The sequence below is a fragment of the Serratia sp. Sp408 genome (assembly GCF_057180665.1).
In genome coordinates, this window is sequence record NZ_JBXUFT010000004.1 from 211,054 (window position 1) to 236,126 (window position 25,073).

A 25,073-nucleotide genomic window follows, 5' to 3' on the forward strand; every position below is an offset into this window, starting at 1 on the left:
CAACGAACGTGGAAAAATTAGGCATTTTTCCTAATGGCGGCGTCGGGCAACATAAGCCAAATCCAGCGCCGGCGCCGCCTTTAGCACATCAACCTTCGTGCTGGGTATGAACCATATAGTTCACATCTACGTTGCGACCCAGCTTAAAACGATCGGTAATCGGGTTGTAATGCAGGCCAATCATGTGCTTTTCGCGCAGAGAGGTACCATCTACCCAACTTATCAATTCCGACGGTTTGATAAACTTGTTACGATCGTGGGTGCCCTGCGGAACCATTTTCAATACATATTCGGCGCCAATCACCGCCATCAGCCAGGCTTTGGTGTTGCGGTTGATGGTGGAGAAGAACACGTGCCCCCCCGGTTTGACCAGATGCGCACAAGCTCGCACCACCGACGCCGGATCCGGCACGTGTTCAAGCATTTCCATGCAGGTGACGACGTCATATTGCTGTGGGTTGGCATGGGCGTGACTTTCTACCGTTTCTTGAACGTAGGTCACATCGACGCCGCTTTCCAGCGCATGCAGCCGAGCCACCTGCAAGGGTTCCGCACCCATGTCCAGTCCGGTGACCCGGGCGCCTTCGCGCGCCATGCTTTCCGCCAGGATGCCACCGCCGCAGCCGACGTCGAGCACCTGTTTGTCAAAGATGCCGCCGGCGCGTTGCATGATGTAATTCAGGCGTAGCGGGTTGATGCGGTGCAGCGGTTTGAATTCGCCTTCCAGATCCCACCAGCGCGAGGCGACGGCCTCGAATTTGGCGATTTCCTGATGGTCGACGTTTTGTGCGCGGCTGGATGATTCTGCATTCATGAGCGTGTTGGACTCCTGGTTCTCTTTGCGGCGGATTATACATGTTACCGCGCGGCGCTGTCGCAACCGATGCGTTTTTAGCGCACGGTTATGCACAAATTCCAGCAAACAGCGCCGGTTATTTTTCCGAAAAGCCTGCTTTGTGATATAGTTTTACACCTTTGGCACTATGCCAGGGCAGATGAATCATTCAGTATGAGGGATAGCAGCTCCATGAGCGACCTTGCCAGAGAAATCACACCGGTAAACATCGAAGACGAATTGAAAAGTTCGTATCTGGATTACGCGATGTCCGTCATTGTCGGACGTGCGCTGCCAGATGTTCGTGATGGGCTGAAGCCGGTGCACCGCCGCGTTCTGTACGCGATGAATGTACTGGGTAACGACTGGAACAAACCCTATAAAAAATCCGCCCGTGTCGTCGGGGACGTGATCGGTAAATACCACCCACACGGTGACAGTGCGGTTTACGACACCATCGTGCGTCTGGCTCAACCGTTCTCGCTGCGCTACATGCTGGTGGACGGTCAGGGTAACTTCGGTTCCGTCGATGGCGATTCCGCCGCGGCAATGCGTTATACCGAAGTACGCATGTCTAAAATTGCTCACGAACTGCTGGCGGACCTGGAAAAGGAAACCGTCGACTTCGTGCCTAACTACGACGGTACCGAACAGATCCCGGCAGTGATGCCAACCAAGATCCCCAACCTGCTGGTTAACGGCTCATCGGGGATTGCCGTCGGTATGGCCACCAACATTCCGCCGCACAACCTGTCTGAGGTTATCAGCGGCTGCCTGGCCTATATTGATGATGAAAACATCAGCATCGAAGGGCTGATGGAACACATCCCAGGGCCGGACTTCCCGACCGCCGCCATCATCAATGGCCGTCGCGGTATCGAAGAAGCCTACCGTACCGGTCGCGGCAAGGTGTATATCCGCGCCCGTGCCGAAGTCGAAGTCGACGCCAAAACAGGCCGCGAAACCATTATCGTTCACGAAATTCCCTATCAGGTGAACAAGGCGCGTCTGATCGAAAAGATCGCCGAGCTGGTAAAGGAAAAACGTGTCGAAGGCATCAGCGCACTGCGTGACGAGTCCGATAAAGACGGCATGCGCATCGTGGTTGAAGTGAAGCGCGACGCGGTGGGTGAGGTCGTACTCAACAATCTGTATTCGCTGACCCAGTTACAGGTCACTTTCGGCATCAACATGGTGGCGCTGCATCAGGGGCAGCCAAAGCTGCTGAACCTGAAAGACATCCTGCAAGCCTTTGTGCGTCACCGCCGCGAAGTGGTGACTCGCCGTACCATCTTTGAACTGCGTAAAGCCCGTGACCGCGCCCATATTTTGGAAGCGCTGGCGATTGCACTGGCCAACATCGATCCGATCATCGAGCTGATTCGCCGCGCGCCAACCCCGGCGGAAGCCAAGGTTGCGCTGGTGGCGCAGCCGTGGGATCTGGGCAACGTGGGTGCAATGCTGGAACGTGCCGGCGACGACGCCGCGCGTCCGGAATGGCTGGAACCAGAGTTCGGCATCCGCGATGGTAAATACTACCTGACCGAGCAGCAGGCGCAGGCGATCCTCGATCTCCGCCTGCAAAAACTGACCGGTCTGGAGCACGAAAAGTTACTGGACGAATATAAAGAGCTGCTGAACTTTATTGCCGAGCTGATCTTTATTCTGCAAAGCCCGGATCGTCTGATGGAAGTGATCCGCGAAGAGCTGGAGGCGGTGCGCGATCAGTTTGGCGACCAACGTCGTACCGAGATCACCGCCAACTCTTCCGACATCAACATCGAAGACCTGATCAATCAGGAAGACGTGGTAGTGACTCTGTCGCATCAGGGCTACGTCAAGTATCAGCCGCTGAGCGACTACGAAGCACAACGTCGCGGCGGCAAGGGCAAGTCGGCTGCGCGCATCAAAGAAGAAGACTTTATCGACCGTCTGCTGGTGGCCAACACCCACGATACCATTCTGTGCTTCTCCAGCCGTGGCCGTCTGTACTGGATGAAGGTCTATCAACTGCCTGAAGCCAGCCGCGGCGCGCGCGGGCGTCCAATCGTCAACCTGTTGCCGTTGGAAGCCGACGAGCGTATCACCGCCATTCTGCCGGTACGCGAGTATGAGGAAGGGCGTCACGTGTTCATGGCGACCGCCAGCGGCACGGTGAAGAAAACCGCCCTGACCGAGTTCAGCCGTCCACGCAGCGCCGGCATCATCGCCGTCAACCTCAACGAGGGTGATGAGCTGATCGGTGTTGACCTGACCGACGGCAGTAACGAAGTGATGCTGTTCTCTGCCAACGGTAAAGTGGTGCGCTTCCCTGAATCGCAGGTGCGTTCGATGGGGCGTACCGCTACCGGCGTGCGCGGCATCAACCTGGGTGAAGGCGACAGCGTCATCTCGTTGATCGTGCCACGCGGCGAAGGCGACATTCTTACCGTCACGCAAAACGGTTACGGTAAACGTACCGCAGTGACCGAATACCCAACCAAATCGCGCGCGACCCAAGGGGTTATCTCCATCAAGGTCAGCGAACGTAACGGTCAGGTGGTCGGTGCGGTGCAGGTAGAAACTACCGACCAGATCATGATGATCACCGATGCCGGTACGCTGGTGCGTACCCGGGTATCTGAAGTCAGCGTGGTTGGCCGTAATACTCAGGGTGTCACCCTGATCCGCACGGCAGAAGATGAAAACGTCGTTGGCTTGCAGCGCGTAGCGGAGCCGGTTGAAGACGAAGAGCTGGACAGCATCGAACCGGGTGAAGCGATCGACGACGGCACGCCGTTGGACGACAGCGACGACGGTGAGGTTGTTGACGATGCGGATGATGAAAACGCGTAATCGCGTATTCTGATGCGCGCCGGCTTTTGAGTCAGGCGCGCCATGCATGAGTAAAGGGCTTGGCAGCGATGCTAGGCCCTTTTTCAGCATTCGCGGCCGTGCCTGCTGCGTGGCGTGACGCTGTTCCCACCCCTGCGGGGCTGCGTTCAGCTCGCTCTGCGAGCGGTTTGCGCAGGCAGATGCCACTTTGCCACGCGGATTATATCGATAGATAGGGTTTGATTGCGGGGCTGACTACGCAGGCCCGGCGTGAGATGCAAGCGTTCGTCACCACTCACTTTTGTATGGTAATCGATTGAAATATTTAGCCTCTTTCCGTACTACGTTAAAAATTTCCCGCTACCTGTTTCGGGTACTGGCGATTATGCTGTGGTCGTTGGGCGCGCTGCTCACCACGTTTTACATTCTCAATATCCTGCACGAAAAAGAGTCCGACCTGCGGCAGGAATACAATCTCAATTTCGATCAGGCACAGGGCTATATCCGCCATTCAGCTGATATTATACGTGATATCAAATACATGGCTGAAAACCGCCTGAACGGCTCCGTCAGCAGTCTCGATCTGTTCAGCGGCGTGTTCCCCGGCAAGAGCGCGCAACCGGAATTCTTCCCGCTGTACCCTGAATCAGACTGTGCGCTGAACACCACCTATCGCAGCTCGCTTGATGCCCTTAGCGGCCTGATTCAATATTGGAAAGAGAACTTTGTTGCCGCCTACGATCTGAACCGGGTGTTTTTCATCGGTGGCGACAGCCTGTGCATGGCCGAGTTTGGCAAGAGCAGCGGTGTGACCGACCGTGAAAATGTGCTGAAGTCGTTGCATGAACGCATTCTGAAGTACCGCAACGCCAAAAATCAGGACAAAGACAGCAACATCTATTGGGTAACCCCCAGCCAGCAACGCTCAGACGTCGGTTATCTGTATATTCTGACGCCAATTTATATCGGCAACAAACTGGAAGCGTTGCTGGGTATCGAACAGACCATTCGTCTGGAAGATTTCATCACGCCGGGCAGTCTGCCGATCGGTGTCGCGCTGCTGGATGAAAATAACCAGCCGGTGCTGCGCCTGGCCGACGGCGAACGTTATGCCTCCTCGCTCACCAATTATCCGGAAGATCACACCTATTTTGGCTACGTCGACAGCTACCATGATTTGATCCTGAAAAAAGCATTGCCGCCGTCGTCGCTGAGCATCGTCTATGCCTTGCCGGTGAAGAGCGTGATCGAGCGTTTTAAAATGCTGATCCTCAACGCGATACTGCTCAACCTGCTGTCGGCTATCGTGCTGTTTACCCTGGCGTGGCTATTTGAACGCAAAATGTTCCTGCCGGCGGAAGACAACGCGTTCCGGCTGGAGGAACATGAACAGTTCAACCGCAAGATTGTCGCATCGGCGCCGGTGGGGATCTGCATCCTGCGCATCAGCGACGGCACCAACATCCTCAGTAACGAACTGGCGCATAACTATATCAATCTGCTGACCCAGGAAGACCGCGACCGCATTACGCGCATCATCTGCGAGCAGCAGGCGAACTTCGTTGATGTGATGACCAGCAACAATAACAATCTGCAAATCAGTTTTGTGCACTCTCGTTATCGTAACGAGGATGTGGCGATCTGCGTGCTGGTAGACGTCAGCGCACGCGTCAAAATGGAAGAGTCGCTGCAGGAAATGGCCGCTGCCGCCGAGCAGGCCAGCCAGTCGAAGTCGATGTTCCTCGCCACCGTCAGCCACGAATTGCGCACGCCGCTGTACGGCATTATCGGTAACCTGGATTTGTTGCAGACCAAAGCGCTGCCGGAGGGCGTAGACCGCCTGGTCAATGCCATGAACAACTCTTCCGGGTTACTGCTGAAAATCATCAGCGATATTTTGGATTTTTCCAAGATTGAATCCGAACAGCTGAAGATTGAGCCGCGGGAGTTTTCCTGCCTGGAAGTTATCACCCATATTGCCGGCAACTATTTGCCGCTGGTGGTGAAGAAACGCCTGGGGTTGTACTGCTTTATCGAACAGAACGTACCGGAGCGGATTTCAGGCGATCCGGTGCGCTTGCAGCAGGTGCTGTCCAATCTATTGAACAATGCCATCAAGTTCACCGATACCGGCTGCATTATCCTGCAGGTCACGGCGCGTGGCAGCTACCTTGAGTTCAGCGTGCGCGATACGGGCGTCGGCATTCCCGAAAAGGAAATCTCCCGCCTGTTCGATCCGTTCTTCCAGGTAGGCACCGGGGTGCAGCGTCATTTCCAGGGCACCGGTTTGGGACTGGCGATCTGTGAGAAGCTGATCAACATGATGGACGGCGACATTGCGGTAGAGTCCGAGCCGGGTCTGGGCAGTATGTTCTCGATCCGCATTCCATTATTCGATGCGCAATACCCGGTGCCGCAACCGAGTGATACCTGGCAGGGCAGAACCCTGTGGCTGGAGATCCGTAACCAGCGGTTGGAAAATTACCTGATGGAAATTCTCGGCGGCTATGGCGCCACGCTGTTGCGCTATCAGGGCCAGGACACCACGGCACAGGACGTGCTGCTCAGCGATCATGGGTTGCAGATCGCCACGCCGCTATTGGCGCAAATAGAGTTTTCCATTGACCATATTGGCCCGTCGAATGAAACTCGTGCCGGTTACTGGATGCACAGCACCTCGACGCCGCGGGAAACCATCGGCTTGCTTAACCGGCTGTTTGAGGTATATGACGGCAGCGCCAAAACGTTGATGCAGCTGCCGCAGCCGACCAAGGCCTGCGCGGTGGATAACGGCGATATTCGCCTGCTGGTGGTTGATGACCACCCGATCAACCGCCGGTTGCTGTCCGATCAGTTGACGTCGCTCGGTTATCGGGTGATTACCGCCAATGACGGCGTTGATGCGCTGGGGGTGTTGAGCCATAACCCGGTAGATATTGTACTGACCGACGTCAATATGCCGAATATGGACGGTTATCGCCTGACGCAGCGCCTGCGGCAGATGAATTTCACCTCGCCGGTCATCGGGGTCACGGCCAATGCCCTGGCGGAAGAAAAGCAGCGCTGTATCGAAGCCGGGATGGATAATTGTTTGTCGAAACCGGTAACGCTGGAAACCCTGGAACAGACGCTGGCGGTGTATTCAGCCATCGTACGCAAGAATAATCAGCAGGACTGAGGCGAAAGGGCGAGAGGTATGGCGGCAGGGCAAGAATGAATCAGGGGCCGTTTGGCCCCTGTAATGGTATCAACTAGTCTTTACTCAACGGCGTCATGCTGACGGAAGACAGATAGTTGAGCAGGGCGATGTCGTTGTCGACGCCCAGTTTCATCATCGCCGACTTCTTCTGGCTACTGATGGTTTTGATGCTGCGGTTCAGTTTCTTGGCGATCTCGGTCACCAGGAAACCTTCGGCGAACAGGCGCAACACTTCGCTCTCTTTTGGCGACAGGCGCTTGTCGCCATAGCCGCTGGCGCTGATTTTTTCCAACAGTTTGGAGACGCTTTCCGGCGTGAACTTTTTGCCTTTTTGCAGTGCGGCCAGCGCTTTTGGCAAGTCGGTCGGCGCACCCTGTTTCAGTACGATACCTTCAATGTCCAGATCCAACACCGCGCTGAGAATGGCCGGGTTGTTGTTCATGGTCAGAACGATGATCGACAACTGAGGATAGTGGCGCTTGATGTACTTGATCAGCGTAATGCCGTCGCCGTATTTGTCACCAGGCATGGAAAGGTCGGTGATCAAGACGTTGGCGTCCAGCTTGGCCAGACTGTTGATCAGTGCTGTTGAGTCTTCAAACTCCCCAACGACATTCACCCATTCAATTTGCTCGAGTGACTTCCGGATGCCAAACAGTACGATAGGATGGTCATCAGCAATAATTACGTTCAGGTTATTCATGTTGTTGGCTACCTTGCTGCAGCAGTCTACTGACGAAAAAATCAATCTGACTGATGTTGTTCTCGATCTTAAGCGCATCACCGTCTGCGATGTGCTGTTCTAGCGATTCACACAGTTGCTTGCCGGGAAGCAAATTTAACATCGCAAACACCCCTTTCAGGCGGTGTGCGGTCTGAGACAAAGCAGCGAAATCACTGCTGCCCGCCTCAGTATACAGTTTTTTGACATCGTCGGGTACTGTATCAATAAACAACCCATAGTAATCACTTGATTTTAATTGTTTTTCATAGAGTTGGAGATCGTCGGCGGTCAGTTGCGCCGGGGTTTGCTCCTGATCCAGGGCGGCCATCTGCTGTTCAATCAGCATCAAAACGGCGTCGAGCAAGGCGCTGCCGAGATTATAATTTACCCGGATATAGCGCTTGTCGAGCTGTTGCCAGCCGGCTTCATCGCTGGCCAGCAGCAGGGTGTAATCGTCCGCGCGCTGGGGATTGTCGGTGAGCAACACGTCGTAGTCACGATTGATCTGACGATCCTCGGCAATCAGGCAGTTGGCGCCATAAGACTGCAACTGGTGAGTGACGATGCCGCGGATTTCTTCCGACGTGATGTCCAGCAGCGCGGTAACGCCATCCAGCAATTTCTCCTGTTCCTCGTCGTCCCGACGTTCGATTTCCATTGGTACACGAATGCTGTAGCGGGTGCCGATATCGAGTTTGCTGCGAATATCCAATTGCCCATTGAGTTTTTTGCACAGCTGATTGCAGAGGAAGAAGGTCAGCCCCGAGCCGTGATCAAAGCGATCGACCAGCGTTTGGCTGAGGAACGGATAGTTCAGGTTGCTGATTTCTTCGTTGGAAATGCCCGAACCGGTGTCGTTGATATGAAACACCAGGCGTTCCGGATGTTCGGGCTCATGATCGACAACCATCGAAATCTTGCCGTAAGCGGTGGTGATAATCGCATAGCGCAGCAGCAGCGACAGCACCTTGCGCAAGGCGTTGGCGTCACCAATGTAATTCTGGCCAACGTCGAGCTGGTAATGATTGAACAATGCCAGCCCTTTTTGATTGATCGACGGCAGCATTTCTTTCAGCAGCTCATCAACCAGCGTCGCCGGGTTGAAAGGCTGGCGCGACGGCTGCCAATCCTGAGTTTCAAGACGGGTCAGCAGCGTGATGTTATCGATCAGTCCCGATACCGATGCGGATTCGCTAACCAGCTGATCCAGCAGCGCCTGCTGTTGTTCGGCATCGGGTTGAGTGCGCAGACGATCGGCCAGATCGTGTATCTGCCGTACCGGCTGAGTCAGCTCGATGCCCAGGTTGTGCAACATTAACTTGCGTGCCTGCACATTCTTGTCGTATTCGCGCCGTGCCTGTTGCAGCCGTTTGTTCACCATCACCTCTTTGTCCTGATCGTTCAGCAGAAACAGGTAGGTTTCAGGTGACATATGGCTACGGAAGATGCGTATTTCATACACTTCATTATTCACCGTGGCTTGAATGACGCCGTGGTGCTGTTCGGCCATATGCGCAATTTTTTGCAGGCTCAGGTGCGGCAACAGATGTTCGGCAATCTTGTTGCTGGCGATCACCGCATTGCTGGCAAAGTCATACACCAGCAGTCCGGAGGGCAGGCTGGCGATAATCTCCTGATTCAGCGCACGTTCGCTAGCCAGCTCCTCCGCCAGGTTTTCACTGGGGTGAATGTACTGGTGACGGATAAAGTAAATACCGGCCAGCGACAGCATCAGCAACATCACGTTGATCATCAACAGCCACATATTGTTGCGCAGCATATCAATGGTCAGACTAAACAGGGACACGCGATACAACAGGTTAAGCGGCGCATTCGGCAGCGGTGCGCTGAATTCGAGCCAACTGCCGGACAGGCTGGCTGTTGCGGCGTTTGCCGCTTCGCTGGCAACGCCACTGTCATCCAGATCGTCGTCATCATCAGGCTGTAGCAGGAAGCTGGAGCGCGCCATATTGAACGGAATGATGTCGTTGATCGGCAGATCGAAGGCGATCACCGTCGCCAGATGTCCCGGTTGATTGAAGGTGGTGCGAATCGAGAACGAATAGGCGTTTTGGAAACGCTGTTTACGCAGGCTGGAGAAGCTTTCGCGCTCATCCAGCAGGTTAGCCTGTTGCAGCATTTCCGCTCGGCGGTCTTCGGCGGAGTTGGTCAGGTAACTTTCACGAAAGCGTGACGTCAACTCTTTGAGCGGCTGGGTGGTGATCAGGCTCAGGCTATTGTCCTGACCGTTCAGGTAGTACATCGCGTAATTTTCGGTCTTCGCCCCCCAACGGCCGTCGAGGTATTCGGAAATATTGGCGATCATCGCCAGCGTGTTGCCGTCATGGCTACCGAAAATCACCGCATCGGTCTTTTTATACGGTTTTTCGACGTAGAAAATGTCCGGCCGCAGGCGCGTTTCCCGCAAGGTCGGATCGACCACCTGCGGCGGCGCGTTGCCGAAGCGGTCGTAAATCTGATAGGTGATATGGCGATAGTTGTCGATGCGCTTTTGCAGGTTGCCGGCAATGGTATTCAGCGCGTGTTTTTTCTCGGTCAGGTAGGCGTTGGTATAGTTGTAACCATACAAGCCGATGCCGACGAAAAGCAGCACAATAAACACCAGAAAACAGCGGGTGATATTGCTTGAACTGATGATCAGTTGTTTGTTTTGCATAAACGGCAGTGCGTCCTGAATTAGCGAGTAACGGCTCTGGCGCTGGCGGCCACCGCCAGCAACAGCACGGCAACGCAGCCGAAGGCCACCGTCAGGCTGGAAAGCTGAGCGATAAATCCAATCAGCGCCGGCCCGGCAAGAATACCGGCGTAACCGACGGTGGTGACCGAGGCGATGGCCAGGTTGGCGGGCATGTCGCGTTGATTGCCGGCGGCGCTGAACAGGATCGGCACCACGTTTGACGCGCCGAGCCCTACCAGCATAAAGCCCACCAGCGCGATGATGGCACCGTTGAACATGACAGCCAGCGCCAAACCCAGCGCAGCACACAGGCTGCCAGCCAGTACTACTTTATAACGCCCCAGCGCATTGACCACCCGGTCGCCATTCAGGCGGCCCAGGGTCATGGTAATCGAAAACAGCGCATAGCCCAGCCCGGCCTGGCTATGCTCCACGCCGCGCAGCGTCGTCAGGAACAAGGCGCTCCAGTCCAGCATTGAGCCTTCCGCCAGAAACATGATAAAGCACAGCATGCCGATAAACATCACCCAGCCGCGCGGCAGTACAAATAAAGGACTGCCTTCCTGGGCGCCGCTGTCGCGCAACAAGTGCCTGCCGGCAAGCGCCAGCAACAGCGCAATGGCCAACACGGCCACCAGCGAGGCCATTAACGGAGTGAGGCCGAGCCACAGCACGGCGCTAATGCCGCCGGCGCCGGCGATGCCGCCAACGCTGAAAAAACCATGGAAGCCGGACATCATGGCGCGGCCGCTGGCTCGTTCGACAATCACCGCCTGAATGTTCATCGCGACATCGATCATGCCGATCGCGGCACCAAACAGTAACAGCGCCAGCGCCATGCCGCCGGTCGAGTCCATGGTGGCCAGCAGCGGCAAATCGATGCACAGCGCCAGTCCGGCCAGCAGGATCACCCGACGGCAGCCAAATTTACCGGTCAGCAAACCGGTAAAGGGCATGGCCAGCATCGAGCCAGCACCAATGCACAACAGCAATAAGCCTAATGCACCGTCATCCAGCGCGAGTCGCGTTTTGGCAAACGGCACCAGCGGCGCCCAGGCGGCCATCCCCAGACCAGCGACAAAGAACGCCATGCGCGTGGCAATCTGGGCGGGGACGCCGGGTTTTGGTTGTTCAGTGCACAAAGTGGATGTCATGTGGGCATCAGGATCTGTTATGGGATGTTCGACTAAAGTTGTGCCCTGTTTTTATCACAAAGCGCGATCCGGGTCGAAAGGATTTGCATGTTCCTCCGCTTGCGCGCCGGCCTTGCGTACCAGCCACAGACCGATCAATTGCACGATATACTGGCGTTGCGGCTCATCCAGTTCCACGCCCGGTGGAATGCCATGCCATTTGGCCAGACATCCGCGACAGCATGTGGCGGTGGCATGCTGAGCCACGAACGCCGGGTGACCGCGCATCGGCGTCTGTTTGCCATCGTTTTTCGGCCAGGCGGGTGCCAAACGGCGGTCGACAAAATCGCGGGCATGGCTGAGGATCAGCGGCAACCCCTTATTCTGCAGGTAGGCCTGGTCTTTGACATTGAGGTGAAATTTGGCGCGGAACGCTGATGCTTGCAATCGCTGCCATTGGCTTTCGAGTTGGCGGTTCATAAATTTTACTTAAAACAATAATCGTCAAGTCTATCAGTAATGGCGTAGAAAACCCGCCGCTTGTGCATATTTTGTGCCTTAATGGACAATAATCGAACGGTGAACGAAAAATAATTCGATAAAATATTAAGGCGTAGACTAAATATCGCCATCTTGTTTAGCGTTTTGTGCGCAAATAAGCGAGGGTGATTATATCTGTAAGTGACTATTTTGGGGCGAAAAGTGCGTTTTTTCTACCAGGAGCCGGGAGAGGGGCAATAAAAAACCGGCCCAGTAGGCCGGCTGTAAAGTACAGAAATTATCGTACAGATAATGAAGGTAATAATGAAAATAATGATGATAGCGAGAGAATTATAATGCTGGGATTACATTTCATTTTGACAGTACGTGCTTATCGCGCTTAAGTTTTGTATGGTATTCAATAGTAATTTAAAGTTTTGTATATCTGTTTGTTTTCTATTGTTTTAGGTTATTTTTTGTCTTTCTGTGCGGTATTTTCTTTGTCTGTAAGGTTTTGTTAAAGTTCGCCCATATTTACATCTTGAAACCTTTAAATATGACTCTGAAACACTATCTGATACTTGGTATCATTTTCTTTCTGGATTAATATAACCCTTGTTACCAGAATGGTAATGCACAGTCGCGCTAATAATGCTCAGAAGGGCAGTGGCCATAGCTCGACATAATTAACGAGGATAATAACGATGAAACTTCGAGTACTCTCCCTGATTGTTCCTGCATTGCTTGTTGCCGGCACTGCGGGCGCTGCGGAAATCTACAACAAAGACGGTAATAAACTGGATTTGTTCGGTAAAATCGACGGTCTTCACTATTTCTCTGATGACAAGGGTTCTGATGGCGATCAGTCCTATATGCGTTTTGGCCTGCGTGGCGAGACGCAAATCAGCGACCAGCTGACCGGCTACGGTGAGTGGGAATATCAGGTTCAGTTGAACAAAACCGAAGCTGAAAATGACTCCTTCACCCGTGTTGGTTTCGCCGGTCTGCGTTTTGGCGACTATGGCTCACTGGATTACGGCCGTAACTACGGCGTGCTGTACGACATCGGCGCATGGACCGACGTACTGCCTGAGTTCGGTGGCGACACCTACGGCGCTGACAACTTCATGTTCCAGCGTACCAACGGCGTGCTGACTTACCGTAACAATGACTTCTTCGGTCTGGTTGACGGCCTGAACTTTGCTCTGCAGTACCAGGGCAAAAACGACAGCGCAACCGAATCCAACAACGGTCGTGACGTTCTGGCACAGAACGGCGACGGTTACGGCATGTCAGCCAGCTATGACCTGGGTTACGGCATCAGCGCGGCAGCGGCATACTTCTCTTCCGACCGTACCAACGAACAGAATGGTTATAACAACCCAACCATCCTGGGCAGCGGCGACAAGGCTGAAGCTTACAGCGGCGGTCTGAAATACGACGCGAATAACGTTTACCTGGCAGCGATGTACACCCAGTCTTACAACGCTACCCGCTTCGGTAAAACCGGCAGCTCGGCTTACGGCTACGCTAACAAAGCGCAGAACGTTGAAATCGTGGCTCAGTACCAGTTCGACTTCGGTCTGCGTCCTTCCGTGGCCTACCTGCAGTCTAAAGGCAAGGACATCGAGCAAGGTTACGGCGATCAGGATCTGATGAAGTATGTTGATGTGGGCGCGACCTACTACTTCAACAAAAATATGTCTACCTACGTTGATTACAAAATTAACCTGATGGATGAAAATGACTTCACCAAAGCCGCCGGTATCAACACCGACGACGTGGTTGCCGTGGGCCTGGTTTACCAGTTCTAAGCACCAGCGTGACGTTAGCAACGCGGCCTCCGGGCCGCGTTTTTTTTGCCGGCGTTTTGGCACGGATTGCTCGTTGGTGCTGGCAACGCCTGACTATGCTTGGCTGACGCTGACCAGTCAGGAGGCAGTCTATGGAATTGAAAATCGAGCGGGTAATTGAAACGGCGTTGTATGTCAGTGATATGGCGCGTGCCAGCCAGTTCTATGAAACGGTGCTGCTGCTGCCGGCGATGGTGGCGAAAGCGCGTTTTCGCGCCTACGACGTGGGGGGGCAGAACGTGCTGCTGCTATTTGTCAAAGGCGATGCGCTGGGCGGTTCGCCTGAGCCGACCGGCTATATTCCGCCGCATGACGGCCACGGGCCTTATCATATTGGCCTGGCGGTCAGTCGTCAGCAATTGCCCGCCTGGGAGCGCCAGCTTGCCCAGCATGGCGTCGAGATAGAAGGGCGGATGAATTGGCCTCGCGGCGGCGAAAGTCTGTATTTTCGCGATCCCGACCACCATCTGCTGGAGCTGGTTACGCCAGGGCTGTGGGACAATTATTGAGCGCGCCAGGCCAGGGACAGCGCCGACAGCGCCTCTGCTAGCGTCAGCAGCGCCGCCTGCGCCTGTTGCTCGATTTGCACCTTGACGATCGCGCCGTCGACCAGCATGGCAACGATCGCCGCCCGCTGCTGGCGGTTGTCTGCTGGCAGATAGCGGGCAATTTCCTCGCTCATCTGCTGCTTGTGGGCCTGTGCGATCTCAAGACTTGCCGGCAGCAGATCGGCCAATTCCACCGCGCTATTGATAAATGCGCAACCGCGAAAACCGCCATCGTTGAACCATGTTTCCAGACAGGGCGGCAGCGCGCGGAACAGATCGCCCCGTTTAGTTACCTGCTGGGCCAGGGTATGGCGAAACCAGTCAAGCCATTGCTGATGCCGATAGTTCAGGAATGCCTCTATCAACGCGTTCTTGCTGGCAAAGTGGCGATAGAACGTCACTTTGGTCACCCCGGCGGCGTTGATGATCCGATCAATGCCCGTTGCGCGGATGCCGTCGCGGTAAAACAGATCATGTGCGGTGAGCAAAATGCGCTGACGCGCCGCCGAGGTTTTGCCTGATGTGGTCATTGAACCGTCCTGAAAAATTCACTGCATCGATTGTAGACAACTCTGTCTACCTGCGCTAGCGTAAATATGTAGACAACTCTGTCTACTTACAGTTACCCGAGGTGAAGCATGAGTATCAAACCCCCATTACCGCCATTTAGCCGTGAATCGGCGATAGAAAAGGTGCGCCTGGCAGAGGATGCATGGAATAGCCGCGATCCGCTGCGTGTCGCGCAGGTCTATTCACCAGATACCCACTGGCGTAATCGTGCCGAATATGTTGATGGTCGTGATGCGGTGGTGGCGTTCTTGCAGCGCAAATGGGCGAAAGAGCTGGATTACCGACTGATCAAGGAGTTATGGGCGTTTGACGGCGCACGTATTGCGGTGCGCTTTGCCTACGAATGGCATGATGACAGCGGTAACTGGTATCGCAGCTACGGTAACGAAAATTGGCAATTCAACGACCAGGGGTTGATGGTGCAGCGGCACGCCTGTATTAACGATTGTCCGATTAAGGATGCTGAACGCCACTTTCATTGGCCGTTGGGGCGGCGCCCGGATAATGTGCCGGCATTAAGCGACTTTGGCTTTTAAATAGTTTATTAATATTTGAATAATGAGTCTGGGTTTATTAATTAACGGATGTAGTAAACCCTACCTCAATAAAATAAGGCATTAACATTATGTTGTCTTATGAAAATAAAATCGCCACTGGCGGCGCGCGCGTTTGATAAGGTGGGAATAAATCAGCGAGAGTAATGCTAAATATACCTACGGCAATAACAGCGGCTGGTTGAAACGCGTTGCCCGGTGGCAAGAATAGGGTTGTGTCTAGCGCAGGGGTATGATGGAACAGGCTGCAATAACCGCAAAGATCTACCCCGGCGTCTCCCGCGTCATGATGCGTCATGGGGGCTGACTGTCGCGTCTGATGATGCGGCATCATCTGATGTCCACTCATCGGCATCGTCATGCTTAAATGATGTTTATCAGCAAGTTGTGAGGATATTAGTGGCGCCAGGAAAATCATCAACATGGCAAACAGGCCCAGCCAGGCCGGCATGCGGAGATGTTGTGCTGAGCGCTTCACGGTTATCGCGTCCTTGGTGACAATGAATCGAGCGGGCGGAAAAGACAATTCGCAGCGGATTGTAACATCTTTCACAATTTTCCAACACCGTAATACATTGCGGCGCTCTGGTTGTTTTTGTTTAAATGCCATTTTTATTTGTTAAATAAAAAAATATCGGGTAGATTTCGGCGATATCTCTATTCCTGCAAAGGAAACTGCATAATGTCCGAACGATTACCCTCGTTGTCGCTGGCTGAGGATAATATTCAGCATCAGCTGACTACCCGTAGCTGGTTTATTCCATTGCTGATGCGCCTGCACTTTTATATCGGCCTGTTTGTCGGTCCGTTTATGCTTATTGCCGCACTCAGCGGAATATTCTATGCGTTGACGCCGCAAATCGAGTCATATTATTACGCTGACCGGCTGTACCATTCGAGCCAGGGGCCGGCATTGCCGCTAGCGTTGCAAATCAGGGCGGCACAGGCCGACGCGCCGGCCGGGGCTGCGCTTGCTGCGGTGCGTCCGTCAGCGGCGGCGGGCGAAAACACCCGTGTTCTTTTCAACGTGGCCGGCATGCAGGCATCCGAGCGGCTGGCGGTATTTGTCGATCCGGTCAGTGCCGAAACGCATGGACAGCTGCCGGTGTATGGCACCAGCGGCGTATTACCGCTACGAACCTGGCTGGATCAACTGCATCGCAGCCTGTTGCTGGGGGAACTGGGGCGTAACTATAGTGAACTGGCCGCCTCATGGCTCTGGCTGGCGGCGCTGGGCGGGCTGGCTCTCTGGGGCGTGCGCCGCAGGGCGGCGCGGCGGCAGCGAGGCATACGCGGCGTGCATCAGCAACTGGGGGTGATAATACTGCTGGGGCTGGTGTTCTTTTCCGCCACTGGGCTGACCTGGTCGCAGTGGGCAGGCGACAATATCAGCGTGCTGCGCCAGCAGTTTGGCTGGGCGACGCCGTCGATCTCGACCGCTCTGCATGCCGCCTCGGCGACGTCGGCGGATGAGCATGCCGAGCATCGCGCACATGGCATGTCGATGCTGCCGCAAACCCGCCCCGAGTGGCGAGCCGAAAGCTACGATCGCGTGCTGCACGCGGCCCGTCAGGCTGGCATCGACGCGCAGAAAATTGAGATCAGGCAACCGAGCGCACCGGATCAGGCCTGGTCGGTCAGTGAAATCGACCGTCGATGGCCGACCCAGGTAGATGCCGTGGCGGTAGACGGCGCTACCATGCAGATCACCGATAAGGTGAGTTTTGAGCGCTATCCCCTGGCCGCCAAACTTACCCGCTGGGGTATCGATCTGCATATGGGGGTATTGTTTGGTTGGGTGAATGAACTGGTGCTGGTGGCATTCGCCGCCGGATTGGTGGCGATGGTGGTAATGGGGTATGTCATGTGGTGGCGCGGGCGGCCAACGCGGATTACCGCTAAACCGCCGCGTTCGCCGTTGCGGGTATTGCGGCGTACGCCGAAGGGATGGTTGAGCGTTATTGTGGTGTGCACGCTATTGCTGGCGTTTGCCTTGCCGGTGATGGGCATCAGTCTGCTGCTGTTTCTGTTGTGCGATCTGCTGCGTTATCTTTGGCAAAAACAGCACTGAGCGTTAAAGTGAAATTTGTCGAAAAGCCTTTTGCCATCTAGACTTAGAAGACAATAAATGCACGTTAAGAGGACAAGCTATGACGAAGAAGCTGGTTTTAGCCGTTAGCACAGCCGCGGTATTTTCCATTCTTGCTGGCTGTACCGCTTACGACAGGGCCGCCAGTTACGTTAAGGAACCTGTGGTAAGCGATGTGAAAGTAGGGATGACTAAGCAACAGGTACGCGCTATCGCCGGACCGCCGTCCACCTCTGCGACCCTGATCCATGCACAGGGCACCTGTGATACCTATGCGGTCGCGCCACGCGATGGCAAGGCGCAAACCTATTTCGTCAGCTATAACGATACCGGTCACGTGATGAACAAGGGCTATCAGAGCTGTTCGGAATACGACTCACAGCCTAAATAACTGGCTGCGAAACAATCAAAAGAGCCCCGTTTTTGCGGGGTTCTTCATTTTTAAGCCGCCAAAAGGCTGAAGATTAATCACTTGTGCGGCAAGCTGCATTTTTTTATCAAAAAACGATAGACATTTCAGAACGGTATCGCTAATATCTGCGCCCATCGGAAGGATGGCTGAGTGGTTTAAGGCAGCGGTCTTGAAAACCGTCGAGTGTAACAGCTCCCAGAGTTCGAATCTCTGTCCTTCCGCCAAATTCAAACCCCAGGCTCACTAGCCTGGGGTTTTTGCTTTTTGGAGCGGGTTTAACGCCGCGCCGCTTGTCGGAACGCCAGCGCCGGGCAGGCGTGTTACGCAGTTGCAGGGCGCAGCACCGCATTAGCGGGATTTTTAGCCGATTGAATCAATAATCTGTTGATTAGCCTTGATTGTTCTCGTTTGGCTGTATTATATTGCGCTCCACGGAAACAGACCGACTTTCCAACAGATTCGCCGGCTTAGCTCAGTAGGTAGAGCAACTGACTTGTAATCAGTAGGTCACCAGTTCGACTCCGGTAGCCGGCACCATAAAAGAAACCCCAGCATTTATGCTGGGGTTTTTTCTTGCGTCAGGCAAACGTCTCATGCTGGGCGGCGGCAATGCCGCTCAGGGCAACCTCTGGCGAGTCATAGTGTAATTGCAATGCCGTTTGATAAATGTCGCGATCGCCGAGAGAAAACACCATATCCCGATCGTCAAACGACTGATTGGCGTTGTTGTCCACGATCACATACAGCGCGTTCCCCAGTTTCAACGCACCCACTTCAGCCAGTTGTCCATCGCTGGCACCTGCGGTCGCCGCGCTCAATACCGAAGAGAACAGCGCCTGGGCGGAGCCGTTGGCGGCACCGTCAATCGAGTCAAACAGGGCATTCAGCTTACTGCTGCTGGTGTAATCCCCGTACACCGCCATCTGCTTTTCGGCCCTGGAGGAAAATGACCATTGATGTCCGGCTTCTCCGGCAACGATCCTGTCTAGCGGCGACAGCACATCAATGACTTTCACCATGCTGTCGACGCTGCTGTGCTCGAAGGTGGTAATATCGACGCCTGAACCACTGCCGCCTGATACCGTGGTGTTGCCGATAACCTTGAAGCTGTCATCGGCATTGCCGCCGGTGACGCGCAGCTGATAGCCGCTCAATCCGTCGAGCAGTTCACTGAAACGTGCGTTGTCTTGCAGCGAGAGCAGGTTTTGATAAAAATCACCGCCGCCGGTACCGCCGACGTCAAGGGTCAGGTTGTATTGCATCTGGGTGTAGGGCAGCATGTCGTCCTGCATCGCGCCGACATGCTGCAACGAGTCGCTAAAGTCGGCCTTGATGTGCAGGTTAACCTCATAATTACTGCTGTATAAGCCAATGCCATCAACGGTGACGTCGGTGAGGTGGTTATTACCGCCGGACAGGGTCAGCGAGGTATTTACCGACTGGACAAAAATACTTAGCGCTCCTGCCGGTTGCTCACCAAAGTGTGAGGTAAGGCCGAGGGTGCCCGCATCAATATATTGCCCTTTATTGGGGGCAGCGCCTGAACCTACGTCCAAATCACGCATAATACTCACCGTCAGCGCCTTCTGGTCGTTGTTGATACGGGGGTAATGTGCGGTTTCCAACTGCAGATGGCTGTCGCTGCCGAGGTTGTTGGCAATCACCAGTTGATCCTCAAGCGGAACGTTGATAACGCGAACCTGATCCGGTTTTGCCGTTAGCAGCATGGCCGGGAACTGTGCATTCACATAATCGATCCGATCCTGGGTAAGCGAGGCTACGTCGTCATGATCAGGGTTGTTAATGGTCGCCATATTGACATACAAACCGCGATCGAAGACTTTTGCGCCGTCGTTGCCAACCCGCTGGCCATCCAGATAAATTTCACCGGTACCGGTATAGCCGCTCAGCTCGACGTATTGGAAGTTGCTGAAGTTTTTCAGGTTATGGCTGACGGCGCCAGTGATGCTGCCATCAGGCTGAGTGGTTAACTGAATGGTTTTGGTAATAAAATTGGCGTCCATGATGGAATAGGCGCTTTCGGCTGTGAACTCCTTACCGCTGGCGTAAAAATTCTCGCTGACGTTGTTGGCTCCGCCATTGACGCTGTTTCCTTGCCAGCGCAGCGTATTGATACCGTCATCCAGATAAATCTTCAGATTGGCCTGGCTGAGATCGGCATCGCCAGTGAAGAGCACATTATCGTTTTCTACGCCCAACTGCAGCGTGCCTGCGGCAGCGTTGAGTGCTGCGTTATTCAGTTGCAAGCTTAACGATTTATCCTGATTGACCAACGAAGCGACGGTCGTCGGGTTGGCGGCCAGATCGCCGGTCAGTGTGACGCCGTCGAGATCCATAGCGTGCGACAGATCGACGCTCGCGGCATGGTTCACCTGCAGCACCAGCGAGGTAAAGAGCGTGAGCTCGCTGTCGGTTACCTTATGGTAGCCGTAGCCGTTAACATCGCCCGACGGATTGCCGCCGTCCTGGCTGACATCCAGTTGCGGGATTGTTTTGTAGCCAAGCGAGGTGGCCAGAGCATGATTGAACTCGAAAATCTTGCTGACGGACACCGGATTGTTACTGCCGATCAGACTTTCACCGGTGCGGAAGGCCTCCAGCACTACTAGCGAGGCCTGCAGTTTATCGTTGCCCGCGCGCAGTAAAATGGCCTGGCTTTCCATCTCGCTTAACGGTCGCTGATTACCATGCAGGGTGTAATAGAGTTTCACATAGTCTTCGGCTCCGCTGAATTCGCCGCTTTTGGCGAGAATTTTCAACAGATCGTACTCGCTGGCACCACTGGCGAGAAACTTGGACCAGGCTTCCAGCCCAGAGGCGTCCACGCCGCGCCCGGCTATCGACAGGTACAAGGCGGCCACGGTTTCCTGGTGTTCCGCCGTTGGCATTTCTCCCGGACCGTACACATGTTCTACCTTCGCCAGTTTTTGCTGGGCGGCTGAGTCACTTTCGGCGGTCGAGGTACGCAAATCGTCAATCATCATGCTGAGAACGGCGCCGCGACTTAGCTGCTGTTCGGCCATGGCGCCGAGATAATGGTTCATCGCGACCTCGTTGGGCGCGTGGGTAAACAGCTGAACATAAATCTTGTTGATGAACTCGCTGTCGTTGAGGGCAGCGAACTTCGCCGGTCTGGTGTCGATAAATTTCTGTGCAACATTGGCAAAGGTATTTGTTCCACTGCCGATGACGTTACCCCAATAAGTCACGCCATCGGCAGTGGCGATGGCGCCAACGGCATAAAATAGCGCCAGTACATCTTGAGCCCCGCTGTGGGCTGCCGGCGTATCGGCAACGCCCGGATAAAGTGCCTGCATAATAGAATCATCCAATATGGTTTGCTGTTGCAGCATCGTCTCATCCTGGCCCTGATAATTGAGCAATGCATCTGACAGGCCGGCAGCAACGTTGCCGAGGGTTTTCCCACTATTTAACTGATTGACCAGTGAGGTAACTTCGCTAGAGGACGGCGGTTGCTGATACAGGTTGCTATAAACAAACGATACCTGCTGTTCCTTTGACATCTCACCGTAATGACGTTGTCCGTCAGGGCTACGGATCAGCCAGGCGGCAAGTTCGCTGGTACTCATACCGTCCATCAGTTTTTTTGCAAAGTATTCCACGTCTTTTAATGCCGGCTTTTTGCCCAGAGTGGTCTGGAAAATGCTGGCTGCGCTTTGTTGATACAGTAATACGTTCATCATGTTTCCTTGGTGAATAGCCACAAGTAGCACTATAGCGTAGTACCATTTTTCGATTTTTTGCCATGTCAGCCAGGGAAAGAGGTTCTATTTCAGCAGGATATAAATAAAATTGTTAATTATTTCATTTTTAATTGAACGGCTTTCGGCGCAGGAAAACGGACGCCGTCTAATGGCGCCCGCATGGGGTCAGTAGGTTTGTGGCCCCACCGAAGGCGCACACTTGGCGTCGGCGCTGGCTTCATTGCAGTGTGGGGTGGGGTCGCCAGTTGGCGGTGGTGGTGGGCCACTGCCGGAAGAGCAGGCAGCAAGCAGCAAGGCTAATAACAGAGGGATTGAACGTTGCATCGAGCCTCCTTAAATCATGCTCAGGGCACCTTTAAGGTATAGCAGAGAAACCCCGTTTCAGGTATGGGTTATGCGGGCGGGCGCGGCCAGCAGACGGGCAGACCGAACAGACCGGCGTCAGGGGCAGCGCTAGGTATCCGGCTGATGGCAGACCGCTTCAATATTGTGGCCATCCGGACCGATGACAAAGGCGGCATAATAATTTGCATGGTAGTGCGGTCGCAAACCGGGTGCGCCGTTGTCCTGCCCACCGGCTTCCAGTGCGGCACGATAAAACGCGTCGACCTGCCGGCGGCTGTGCGCAATAAACGCCAGATGCAGCGGGGCCGGTTTTTCCGTGGTTTGAAACAGACATAATGAAACATTACTTTCTGTGCCAAGTTCAACGCCGTAAGTCGGCTCGCCCTCGGACAATATGCTGACGCCGAGAGGCTCCAGAGCCTTGAGAAAGAAGGACTTACTGACGTCATAGTCACTGACGCCGAATTTTACGTGGTCAAACATCTGCTCACCTCACTGTTATCCTGTGGTTGCAAACCCGCGATGGAGGGATGATTAAGCAGTATAGTCGCTGGTGGCGCTGGCTGGCCGCACGGCCTTTGCCGGCTATGAGCGAGCCGTTGTGCCGCAACGCCGAGTGATGGAGCGTTGGCGGCCACCGACAGGTTGAGATGTTCTGCCATGGTCAGCGGGGCAATGGCGATACCCTATGACAGGCATAAAAAAACCAACCGCAACGGGTTGGTTTCTAAAGGAATGTTTGGTCGGCATGAGAGGATTCGAACCTCCGACCCCCGACACCCCATGACGGTGCGCTACCAGGCTGCGCTACATGCCGACGCGATAAAAACAGTCTACCTTTTCCCGATGCCATTGCAAGATGGCCGCGTCTGATTGCTTTAGTTTTAAGCAGTTAGTTGGCAATAAAGCGTTTTACATCGGTCAGAACCTGCAACAGCAGACCAAGCTGCGGTTTTTCGTCCTTTATTTCGCTATCGTTCTTGTCGTAGGCGCGGTAATTGCCGTTGTTGTCCAGCACGATGGTTTGCGTCGGCGTGGTGATCACCAGCAGATCGCTGTTGCCGGTAGCAACCCAATTGTTACGTCGTTGAGCGGTAAACAGGTCTTCACCCTGTGAATAATCGTTGGCCGCGGTTTTAACGTGCAGCAACCGCTGCATCAGGGTGCGCATCACGTCGTTATGGTTGGTCAATTTGTTGATGGTCTGCGCCGGCGTGCCTGGCCAGTGGATCACCAGCGGCACCTGCAACTGCGCCGGGCTGAAGCTACTGCCGGCACCCCAGTGGCCTTTGCCGGTATCGTTGAATTCAACGCCGTGCTCGGCGGTGATCACCACCACGGTTTTTTCCAGCATGCCACGTTGCTTCAGCGTGTCGAGCACCTGGGCGATTTGCGCGTCAACCTCGCGTGCGCCGCTGCGGTAGCGTTGCATAAAATCGGCCGGCGTTGGCGTATCGCCATTGTCGGACGCCACTGTGTCATTGCCGCGCAGGTTGAGATAGGAGAACCACGGCATATTGTTGCCTTGATCCGCCAGCCAACGCTGCCACTGCTGCGTGGTGGCGCTGTCGTTTTGCACCTGCGCCGGCGGCAGGGTGAAATCGGTCAGCAGTGCCTGACGGTAAAGCGGTGCGTTGAAACCGTCCGAAGAGAACAGGCCGAACTGATAACCCTGGCTATTGAGCGCATTGATCAATGCTGACGACTTGCGCGATGCCAGAATGCCGTCCAGGTAAGTCGGGGAAATGCCATAGAACAAGCCGAACAGGCTGGTATCGGCATGGTTGCCGGTACTGTAGTGATCGGTGAAGCGCACGTTTTCCTGCGCGAAGCGGGTGAGGGCGGGCATGTCCTGCGCCACATCCTGAGTGCGTATGCCGTCTACCACGATCATCAGCAGGTTATAACCGCTGCCCTTGTCGCTGTAGCTGAGATCGTTGAGAGGATACTCAACCGCAGCAGCAGCCGGGTTGCCTTGCTGCACCAAACGGCGCTCGTATTCTTGCGGGTCGAGCAGGCCGTGTTTTTCCAGGAACTTGCGCGCGGTCATCGGGTACGACAGCGGCAGATTGGCGCGCTGCATGGTAATCGGCCGATAGAAATTGGCGTCCGCCCAGATGTAAATCAGGTGCGAGGCAAAAAACGACACAATAAACAGCGCGGCCAGCGGCTTGCCGAAGCTGCGGCGATTCAGGCTGCGCAGCTTTTGCCAACTCCAGGTGGCGAACAGCATTTCCACCAGGAAAATCACCGGCACGCAAATGAACATCAACTGCCAGTCGCGCGCCAGTTCGCTCTGGTCCGGGTTGACCACCAGTTCCCATACCACCGGATTCAGGTGCAGGTGGAAGCGGGTGAACACCTCGCTGTCGACCAGCAGCAGGGTCAGCCCGGCGGTAGCCAGCGCGGCGGAGATAAAGCGCAGCAGCCGCTGCGACATCACCACGAAGGTGAGGGGGAAGATGATCAGCAGGTAGCCGGCAAAGACGATAAAGCTGACGTGCCCCAGCAGGCTGACCAGCGCATACACCCGGCCCAGCAGCGAGGCAGGCCAGTCGGCGACAAACAGATAGCGGCTGCCCAACCCAAGGCTGAGCAGAATGTTGAACAAGGCGAACCAGTGCCCCCAGCTGATCATCTGGGAGACTTTTTCACGATAACGCTGACGGTTTGTCACCATAAATTAAGTATTAATGCGCTTTGTCGTCACGGATAGAAGCCTGTAGGGCTTCAGCAAACGATCTCGCCAACGTCTGCCGCTGTGCGGGAGAGACGCTGGTGTTGATCAAGTTGGTTACCATGTTGCCCAACACCATCAAAGAGAGATCGGTGGGAGTATGGTGTTTTTCCAGAACGTTGACTAGCTCAGAGAGCAGTTGTTCAACATGTTCGTCACTGTAACGGGATGATTGTGGCATAAAGTTGAGCTCAAAACCTGACAAAGTCCCATATCTTACCGTATAGGGCCGTGATTTTCCGCTCTAATTTATCGCTACCTGCGGATCGTCGCCATCTTTCAATTGCAGCTCTCTGCCTTCGGTGTTTGAATACGCGCTCAAAGAACAGGAGGATT

19 protein-coding genes and 3 tRNA genes are annotated in these 25,073 nt (G+C 54.6%); 9 read left to right on the plus strand and 13 right to left on the minus strand.

Annotated features, from left to right (window positions below; all coding sequences use genetic code 11):
• Nucleotides 1-88 precede the first annotated feature (88 nt).
• On the minus strand, nt 89-814 hold the full coding sequence (gene ubiG, locus AC2AXP_RS14985) for a bifunctional 2-polyprenyl-6-hydroxyphenol methylase/3-demethylubiquinol 3-O-methyltransferase UbiG (protein ID WP_004960626.1): 726 nt from the start codon (nt 812-814) through the stop codon (nt 89-91).
• 213 nt (nt 815-1,027) lie between these two features.
• On the opposite strand from ubiG, the gene gyrA reads away from it, so the two are divergent.
• Both gyrA and rcsC read left to right on the plus strand, forming a co-directional pair.
• Nucleotides 1,028-3,670: a DNA topoisomerase (ATP-hydrolyzing) subunit A gene (gene gyrA / locus AC2AXP_RS14990; protein ID WP_039991887.1), complete on the plus strand. Its 2,643-nt coding sequence runs from the start codon at nt 1,028-1,030 to the stop codon at nt 3,668-3,670.
• A 295-nt stretch (nt 3,671-3,965) separates the two neighbouring features.
• Nucleotides 3,966-6,827: a two-component system sensor histidine kinase RcsC gene (rcsC, locus tag AC2AXP_RS14995; RefSeq protein ID WP_039991888.1), complete on the plus strand. Its 2,862-nt coding sequence runs from the start codon at nt 3,966-3,968 to the stop codon at nt 6,825-6,827.
• Between the two features lie 73 nt (nt 6,828-6,900).
• Here rcsC and rcsB read toward each other — a convergent pair whose 3' ends face one another.
• From rcsB to AC2AXP_RS15015, 4 genes are read right to left on the minus strand one after another with little or no spacing between them, the layout of a single operon-like run.
• Entirely contained in the window at nt 6,901-7,551 is a 651-nt protein-coding gene (rcsB, locus tag AC2AXP_RS15000; protein WP_004960635.1) for a response regulator transcription factor RcsB, read from the minus strand.
• Complete coding sequence (gene rcsD, locus AC2AXP_RS15005) at nt 7,544-10,249, minus strand: phosphotransferase RcsD (RefSeq protein WP_004960640.1); 2,706 nt, start codon at nt 10,247-10,249, stop codon at nt 7,544-7,546. Before rcsD ends, rcsB begins: the two co-directional genes overlap by 8 nt.
• A gap of 20 nt (nt 10,250-10,269) precedes the next feature.
• Nucleotides 10,270-11,424, minus strand: a complete 1,155-nt coding sequence (locus tag AC2AXP_RS15010) for an MFS transporter (protein WP_004960642.1) — start codon at nt 11,422-11,424, stop codon at nt 10,270-10,272.
• 54 nt (nt 11,425-11,478) lie between these two features.
• A complete protein-coding gene (locus AC2AXP_RS15015; RefSeq protein ID WP_004960645.1) occupies nt 11,479-11,883 on the minus strand; it encodes a DUF4186 domain-containing protein in 405 nt (134 codons plus the stop codon).
• A 704-nt stretch (nt 11,884-12,587) separates the two neighbouring features.
• Between AC2AXP_RS15015 and AC2AXP_RS15020 the strand changes: the two genes are divergently transcribed.
• Together AC2AXP_RS15020 and AC2AXP_RS15025 are read left to right on the plus strand one after the other, a co-directional pair.
• Nucleotides 12,588-13,697 (plus strand): porin OmpC, encoded by a 1,110-nt coding sequence (locus AC2AXP_RS15020; RefSeq protein WP_004960647.1) that lies wholly within the window; start codon nt 12,588-12,590, stop codon nt 13,695-13,697.
• Nucleotides 13,698-13,828: 131 nt separating this feature from the next.
• Nucleotides 13,829-14,245 carry a VOC family protein gene (locus AC2AXP_RS15025; protein WP_198773452.1) on the plus strand — a complete coding sequence of 139 codons (417 nt, stop codon included), beginning with the start codon at nt 13,829-13,831 and terminating at the stop codon, nt 14,243-14,245.
• Here AC2AXP_RS15025 and AC2AXP_RS15030 read toward each other — a convergent pair.
• The gene (locus AC2AXP_RS15030) at nt 14,239-14,814 is read right to left on the minus strand and encodes a TetR/AcrR family transcriptional regulator (RefSeq protein ID WP_004960651.1); all 576 of its coding nucleotides are present in this window, start codon (nt 14,812-14,814) and stop codon (nt 14,239-14,241) included. The genes AC2AXP_RS15025 and AC2AXP_RS15030 overlap by 7 nt on opposite strands.
• 108 nt (nt 14,815-14,922) lie before the next feature.
• Here AC2AXP_RS15030 and AC2AXP_RS15035 point away from each other — a divergent pair, with 108 nt between their 5' ends.
• A complete protein-coding gene (locus AC2AXP_RS15035; protein ID WP_273869546.1) occupies nt 14,923-15,390 on the plus strand; it encodes a nuclear transport factor 2 family protein in 468 nt (155 codons plus the stop codon).
• A 97-nt stretch (nt 15,391-15,487) separates the two neighbouring features.
• On the opposite strand, the gene AC2AXP_RS15040 is transcribed toward AC2AXP_RS15035, so the two are convergent.
• Nucleotides 15,488-16,018 (minus strand): DUF2946 domain-containing protein, encoded by a 531-nt coding sequence (locus tag AC2AXP_RS15040; protein ID WP_484381783.1) that lies wholly within the window; start codon nt 16,016-16,018, stop codon nt 15,488-15,490.
• 72 nt (nt 16,019-16,090) lie between these two features.
• Here AC2AXP_RS15040 and AC2AXP_RS15045 point away from each other — a divergent pair, with 72 nt between their 5' ends.
• The 4 genes from AC2AXP_RS15045 to AC2AXP_RS15060 all read left to right on the plus strand — a co-directional run bounded on the left by AC2AXP_RS15045 (nt 16,091) and on the right by AC2AXP_RS15060 (nt 18,446).
• Entirely contained in the window at nt 16,091-17,479 is a 1,389-nt protein-coding gene (locus tag AC2AXP_RS15045) for a PepSY-associated TM helix domain-containing protein (protein WP_484381784.1), read from the plus strand.
• 79 nt (nt 17,480-17,558) lie between these two features.
• Nucleotides 17,559-17,888, plus strand: a complete 330-nt coding sequence (gene osmE / locus AC2AXP_RS15050) for an osmotically-inducible lipoprotein OsmE (RefSeq protein WP_004960655.1) — start codon at nt 17,559-17,561, stop codon at nt 17,886-17,888.
• A gap of 157 nt (nt 17,889-18,045) precedes the next feature.
• Nucleotides 18,046-18,133 (plus strand) — tRNA-Ser (locus AC2AXP_RS15055).
• Between the two features lie 237 nt (nt 18,134-18,370).
• Nucleotides 18,371-18,446 (plus strand) — tRNA-Thr (locus AC2AXP_RS15060).
• A gap of 41 nt (nt 18,447-18,487) precedes the next feature.
• Here AC2AXP_RS15060 and AC2AXP_RS15065 read toward each other — a convergent pair.
• From AC2AXP_RS15065 to AC2AXP_RS15090, 6 genes are all read right to left on the minus strand, one after another.
• Complete coding sequence (locus tag AC2AXP_RS15065) at nt 18,488-21,634, minus strand: DUF4214 domain-containing protein (RefSeq protein ID WP_233092351.1); 3,147 nt, start codon at nt 21,632-21,634, stop codon at nt 18,488-18,490.
• Nucleotides 21,635-21,820: 186 nt separating this feature from the next.
• Complete coding sequence (locus AC2AXP_RS15070; protein WP_156000356.1) at nt 21,821-21,979, minus strand: hypothetical protein; 159 nt, start codon at nt 21,977-21,979, stop codon at nt 21,821-21,823.
• Between the two features lie 129 nt (nt 21,980-22,108).
• Nucleotides 22,109-22,483, minus strand: coding sequence for a VOC family protein (locus AC2AXP_RS15075; protein WP_004960662.1), 375 nt, complete (start codon nt 22,481-22,483; stop codon nt 22,109-22,111).
• Between the two features lie 257 nt (nt 22,484-22,740).
• Nucleotides 22,741-22,817, minus strand: a tRNA-Pro gene (locus tag AC2AXP_RS15080).
• Nucleotides 22,818-22,892: 75 nt separating this feature from the next.
• Nucleotides 22,893-24,680 (minus strand): LPS biosynthesis-modulating metalloenzyme YejM, encoded by a 1,788-nt coding sequence (gene yejM, locus AC2AXP_RS15085; protein WP_004960691.1) that lies wholly within the window; start codon nt 24,678-24,680, stop codon nt 22,893-22,895.
• A gap of 10 nt (nt 24,681-24,690) precedes the next feature.
• Nucleotides 24,691-24,918 carry a YejL family protein gene (locus tag AC2AXP_RS15090; RefSeq protein ID WP_004960694.1) on the minus strand — a complete coding sequence of 76 codons (228 nt, stop codon included), beginning with the start codon at nt 24,916-24,918 and terminating at the stop codon, nt 24,691-24,693.
• Between the last annotated feature and the right edge of the window lie 155 nt (nt 24,919-25,073).

What these genes read in the sequence shown, in the direction of transcription:
- gyrA (WP_039991887.1), top strand. Translation starts at nt 1,028, where the DNA reads ATGAGCGACCTTGCCAGAGAAATCACACCGGTAAACATCGAAGACGAA.
- ubiG (WP_004960626.1), bottom strand. Translation starts at nt 814, where the DNA reads ATGAATGCAGAATCATCCAGCCGCGCACAAAACGTCGACCATCAGGAA.
- AC2AXP_RS15040 (WP_484381783.1), bottom strand. Translation starts at nt 16,018, where the DNA reads ATGGCATTTAAACAAAAACAACCAGAGCGCCGCAATGTATTACGGTGT.
- rcsB (WP_004960635.1), bottom strand. Translation starts at nt 7,551, where the DNA reads ATGAATAACCTGAACGTAATTATTGCTGATGACCATCCTATCGTACTG.
- AC2AXP_RS15010 (WP_004960642.1), bottom strand. Translation starts at nt 11,424, where the DNA reads ATGACATCCACTTTGTGCACTGAACAACCAAAACCCGGCGTCCCCGCC.
- osmE (WP_004960655.1), top strand. Translation starts at nt 17,559, where the DNA reads ATGACGAAGAAGCTGGTTTTAGCCGTTAGCACAGCCGCGGTATTTTCC.
- AC2AXP_RS15090 (WP_004960694.1), bottom strand. Translation starts at nt 24,918, where the DNA reads ATGCCACAATCATCCCGTTACAGTGACGAACATGTTGAACAACTGCTC.
- AC2AXP_RS15075 (WP_004960662.1), bottom strand. Translation starts at nt 22,483, where the DNA reads ATGTTTGACCACGTAAAATTCGGCGTCAGTGACTATGACGTCAGTAAG.
- rcsD (WP_004960640.1), bottom strand. Translation starts at nt 10,249, where the DNA reads ATGCAAAACAAACAACTGATCATCAGTTCAAGCAATATCACCCGCTGT.
- AC2AXP_RS15045 (WP_484381784.1), top strand. Translation starts at nt 16,091, where the DNA reads ATGTCCGAACGATTACCCTCGTTGTCGCTGGCTGAGGATAATATTCAG.
- AC2AXP_RS15015 (WP_004960645.1), bottom strand. Translation starts at nt 11,883, where the DNA reads ATGAACCGCCAACTCGAAAGCCAATGGCAGCGATTGCAAGCATCAGCG.
- AC2AXP_RS15025 (WP_198773452.1), top strand. Translation starts at nt 13,829, where the DNA reads ATGGAATTGAAAATCGAGCGGGTAATTGAAACGGCGTTGTATGTCAGT.
- AC2AXP_RS15070 (WP_156000356.1), bottom strand. Translation starts at nt 21,979, where the DNA reads ATGCAACGTTCAATCCCTCTGTTATTAGCCTTGCTGCTTGCTGCCTGC.
- AC2AXP_RS15065 (WP_233092351.1), bottom strand. Translation starts at nt 21,634, where the DNA reads ATGATGAACGTATTACTGTATCAACAAAGCGCAGCCAGCATTTTCCAG.
- AC2AXP_RS15030 (WP_004960651.1), bottom strand. Translation starts at nt 14,814, where the DNA reads ATGACCACATCAGGCAAAACCTCGGCGGCGCGTCAGCGCATTTTGCTC.
- AC2AXP_RS15035 (WP_273869546.1), top strand. Translation starts at nt 14,923, where the DNA reads ATGAGTATCAAACCCCCATTACCGCCATTTAGCCGTGAATCGGCGATA.
- AC2AXP_RS15020 (WP_004960647.1), top strand. Translation starts at nt 12,588, where the DNA reads ATGAAACTTCGAGTACTCTCCCTGATTGTTCCTGCATTGCTTGTTGCC.
- yejM (WP_004960691.1), bottom strand. Translation starts at nt 24,680, where the DNA reads ATGGTGACAAACCGTCAGCGTTATCGTGAAAAAGTCTCCCAGATGATC.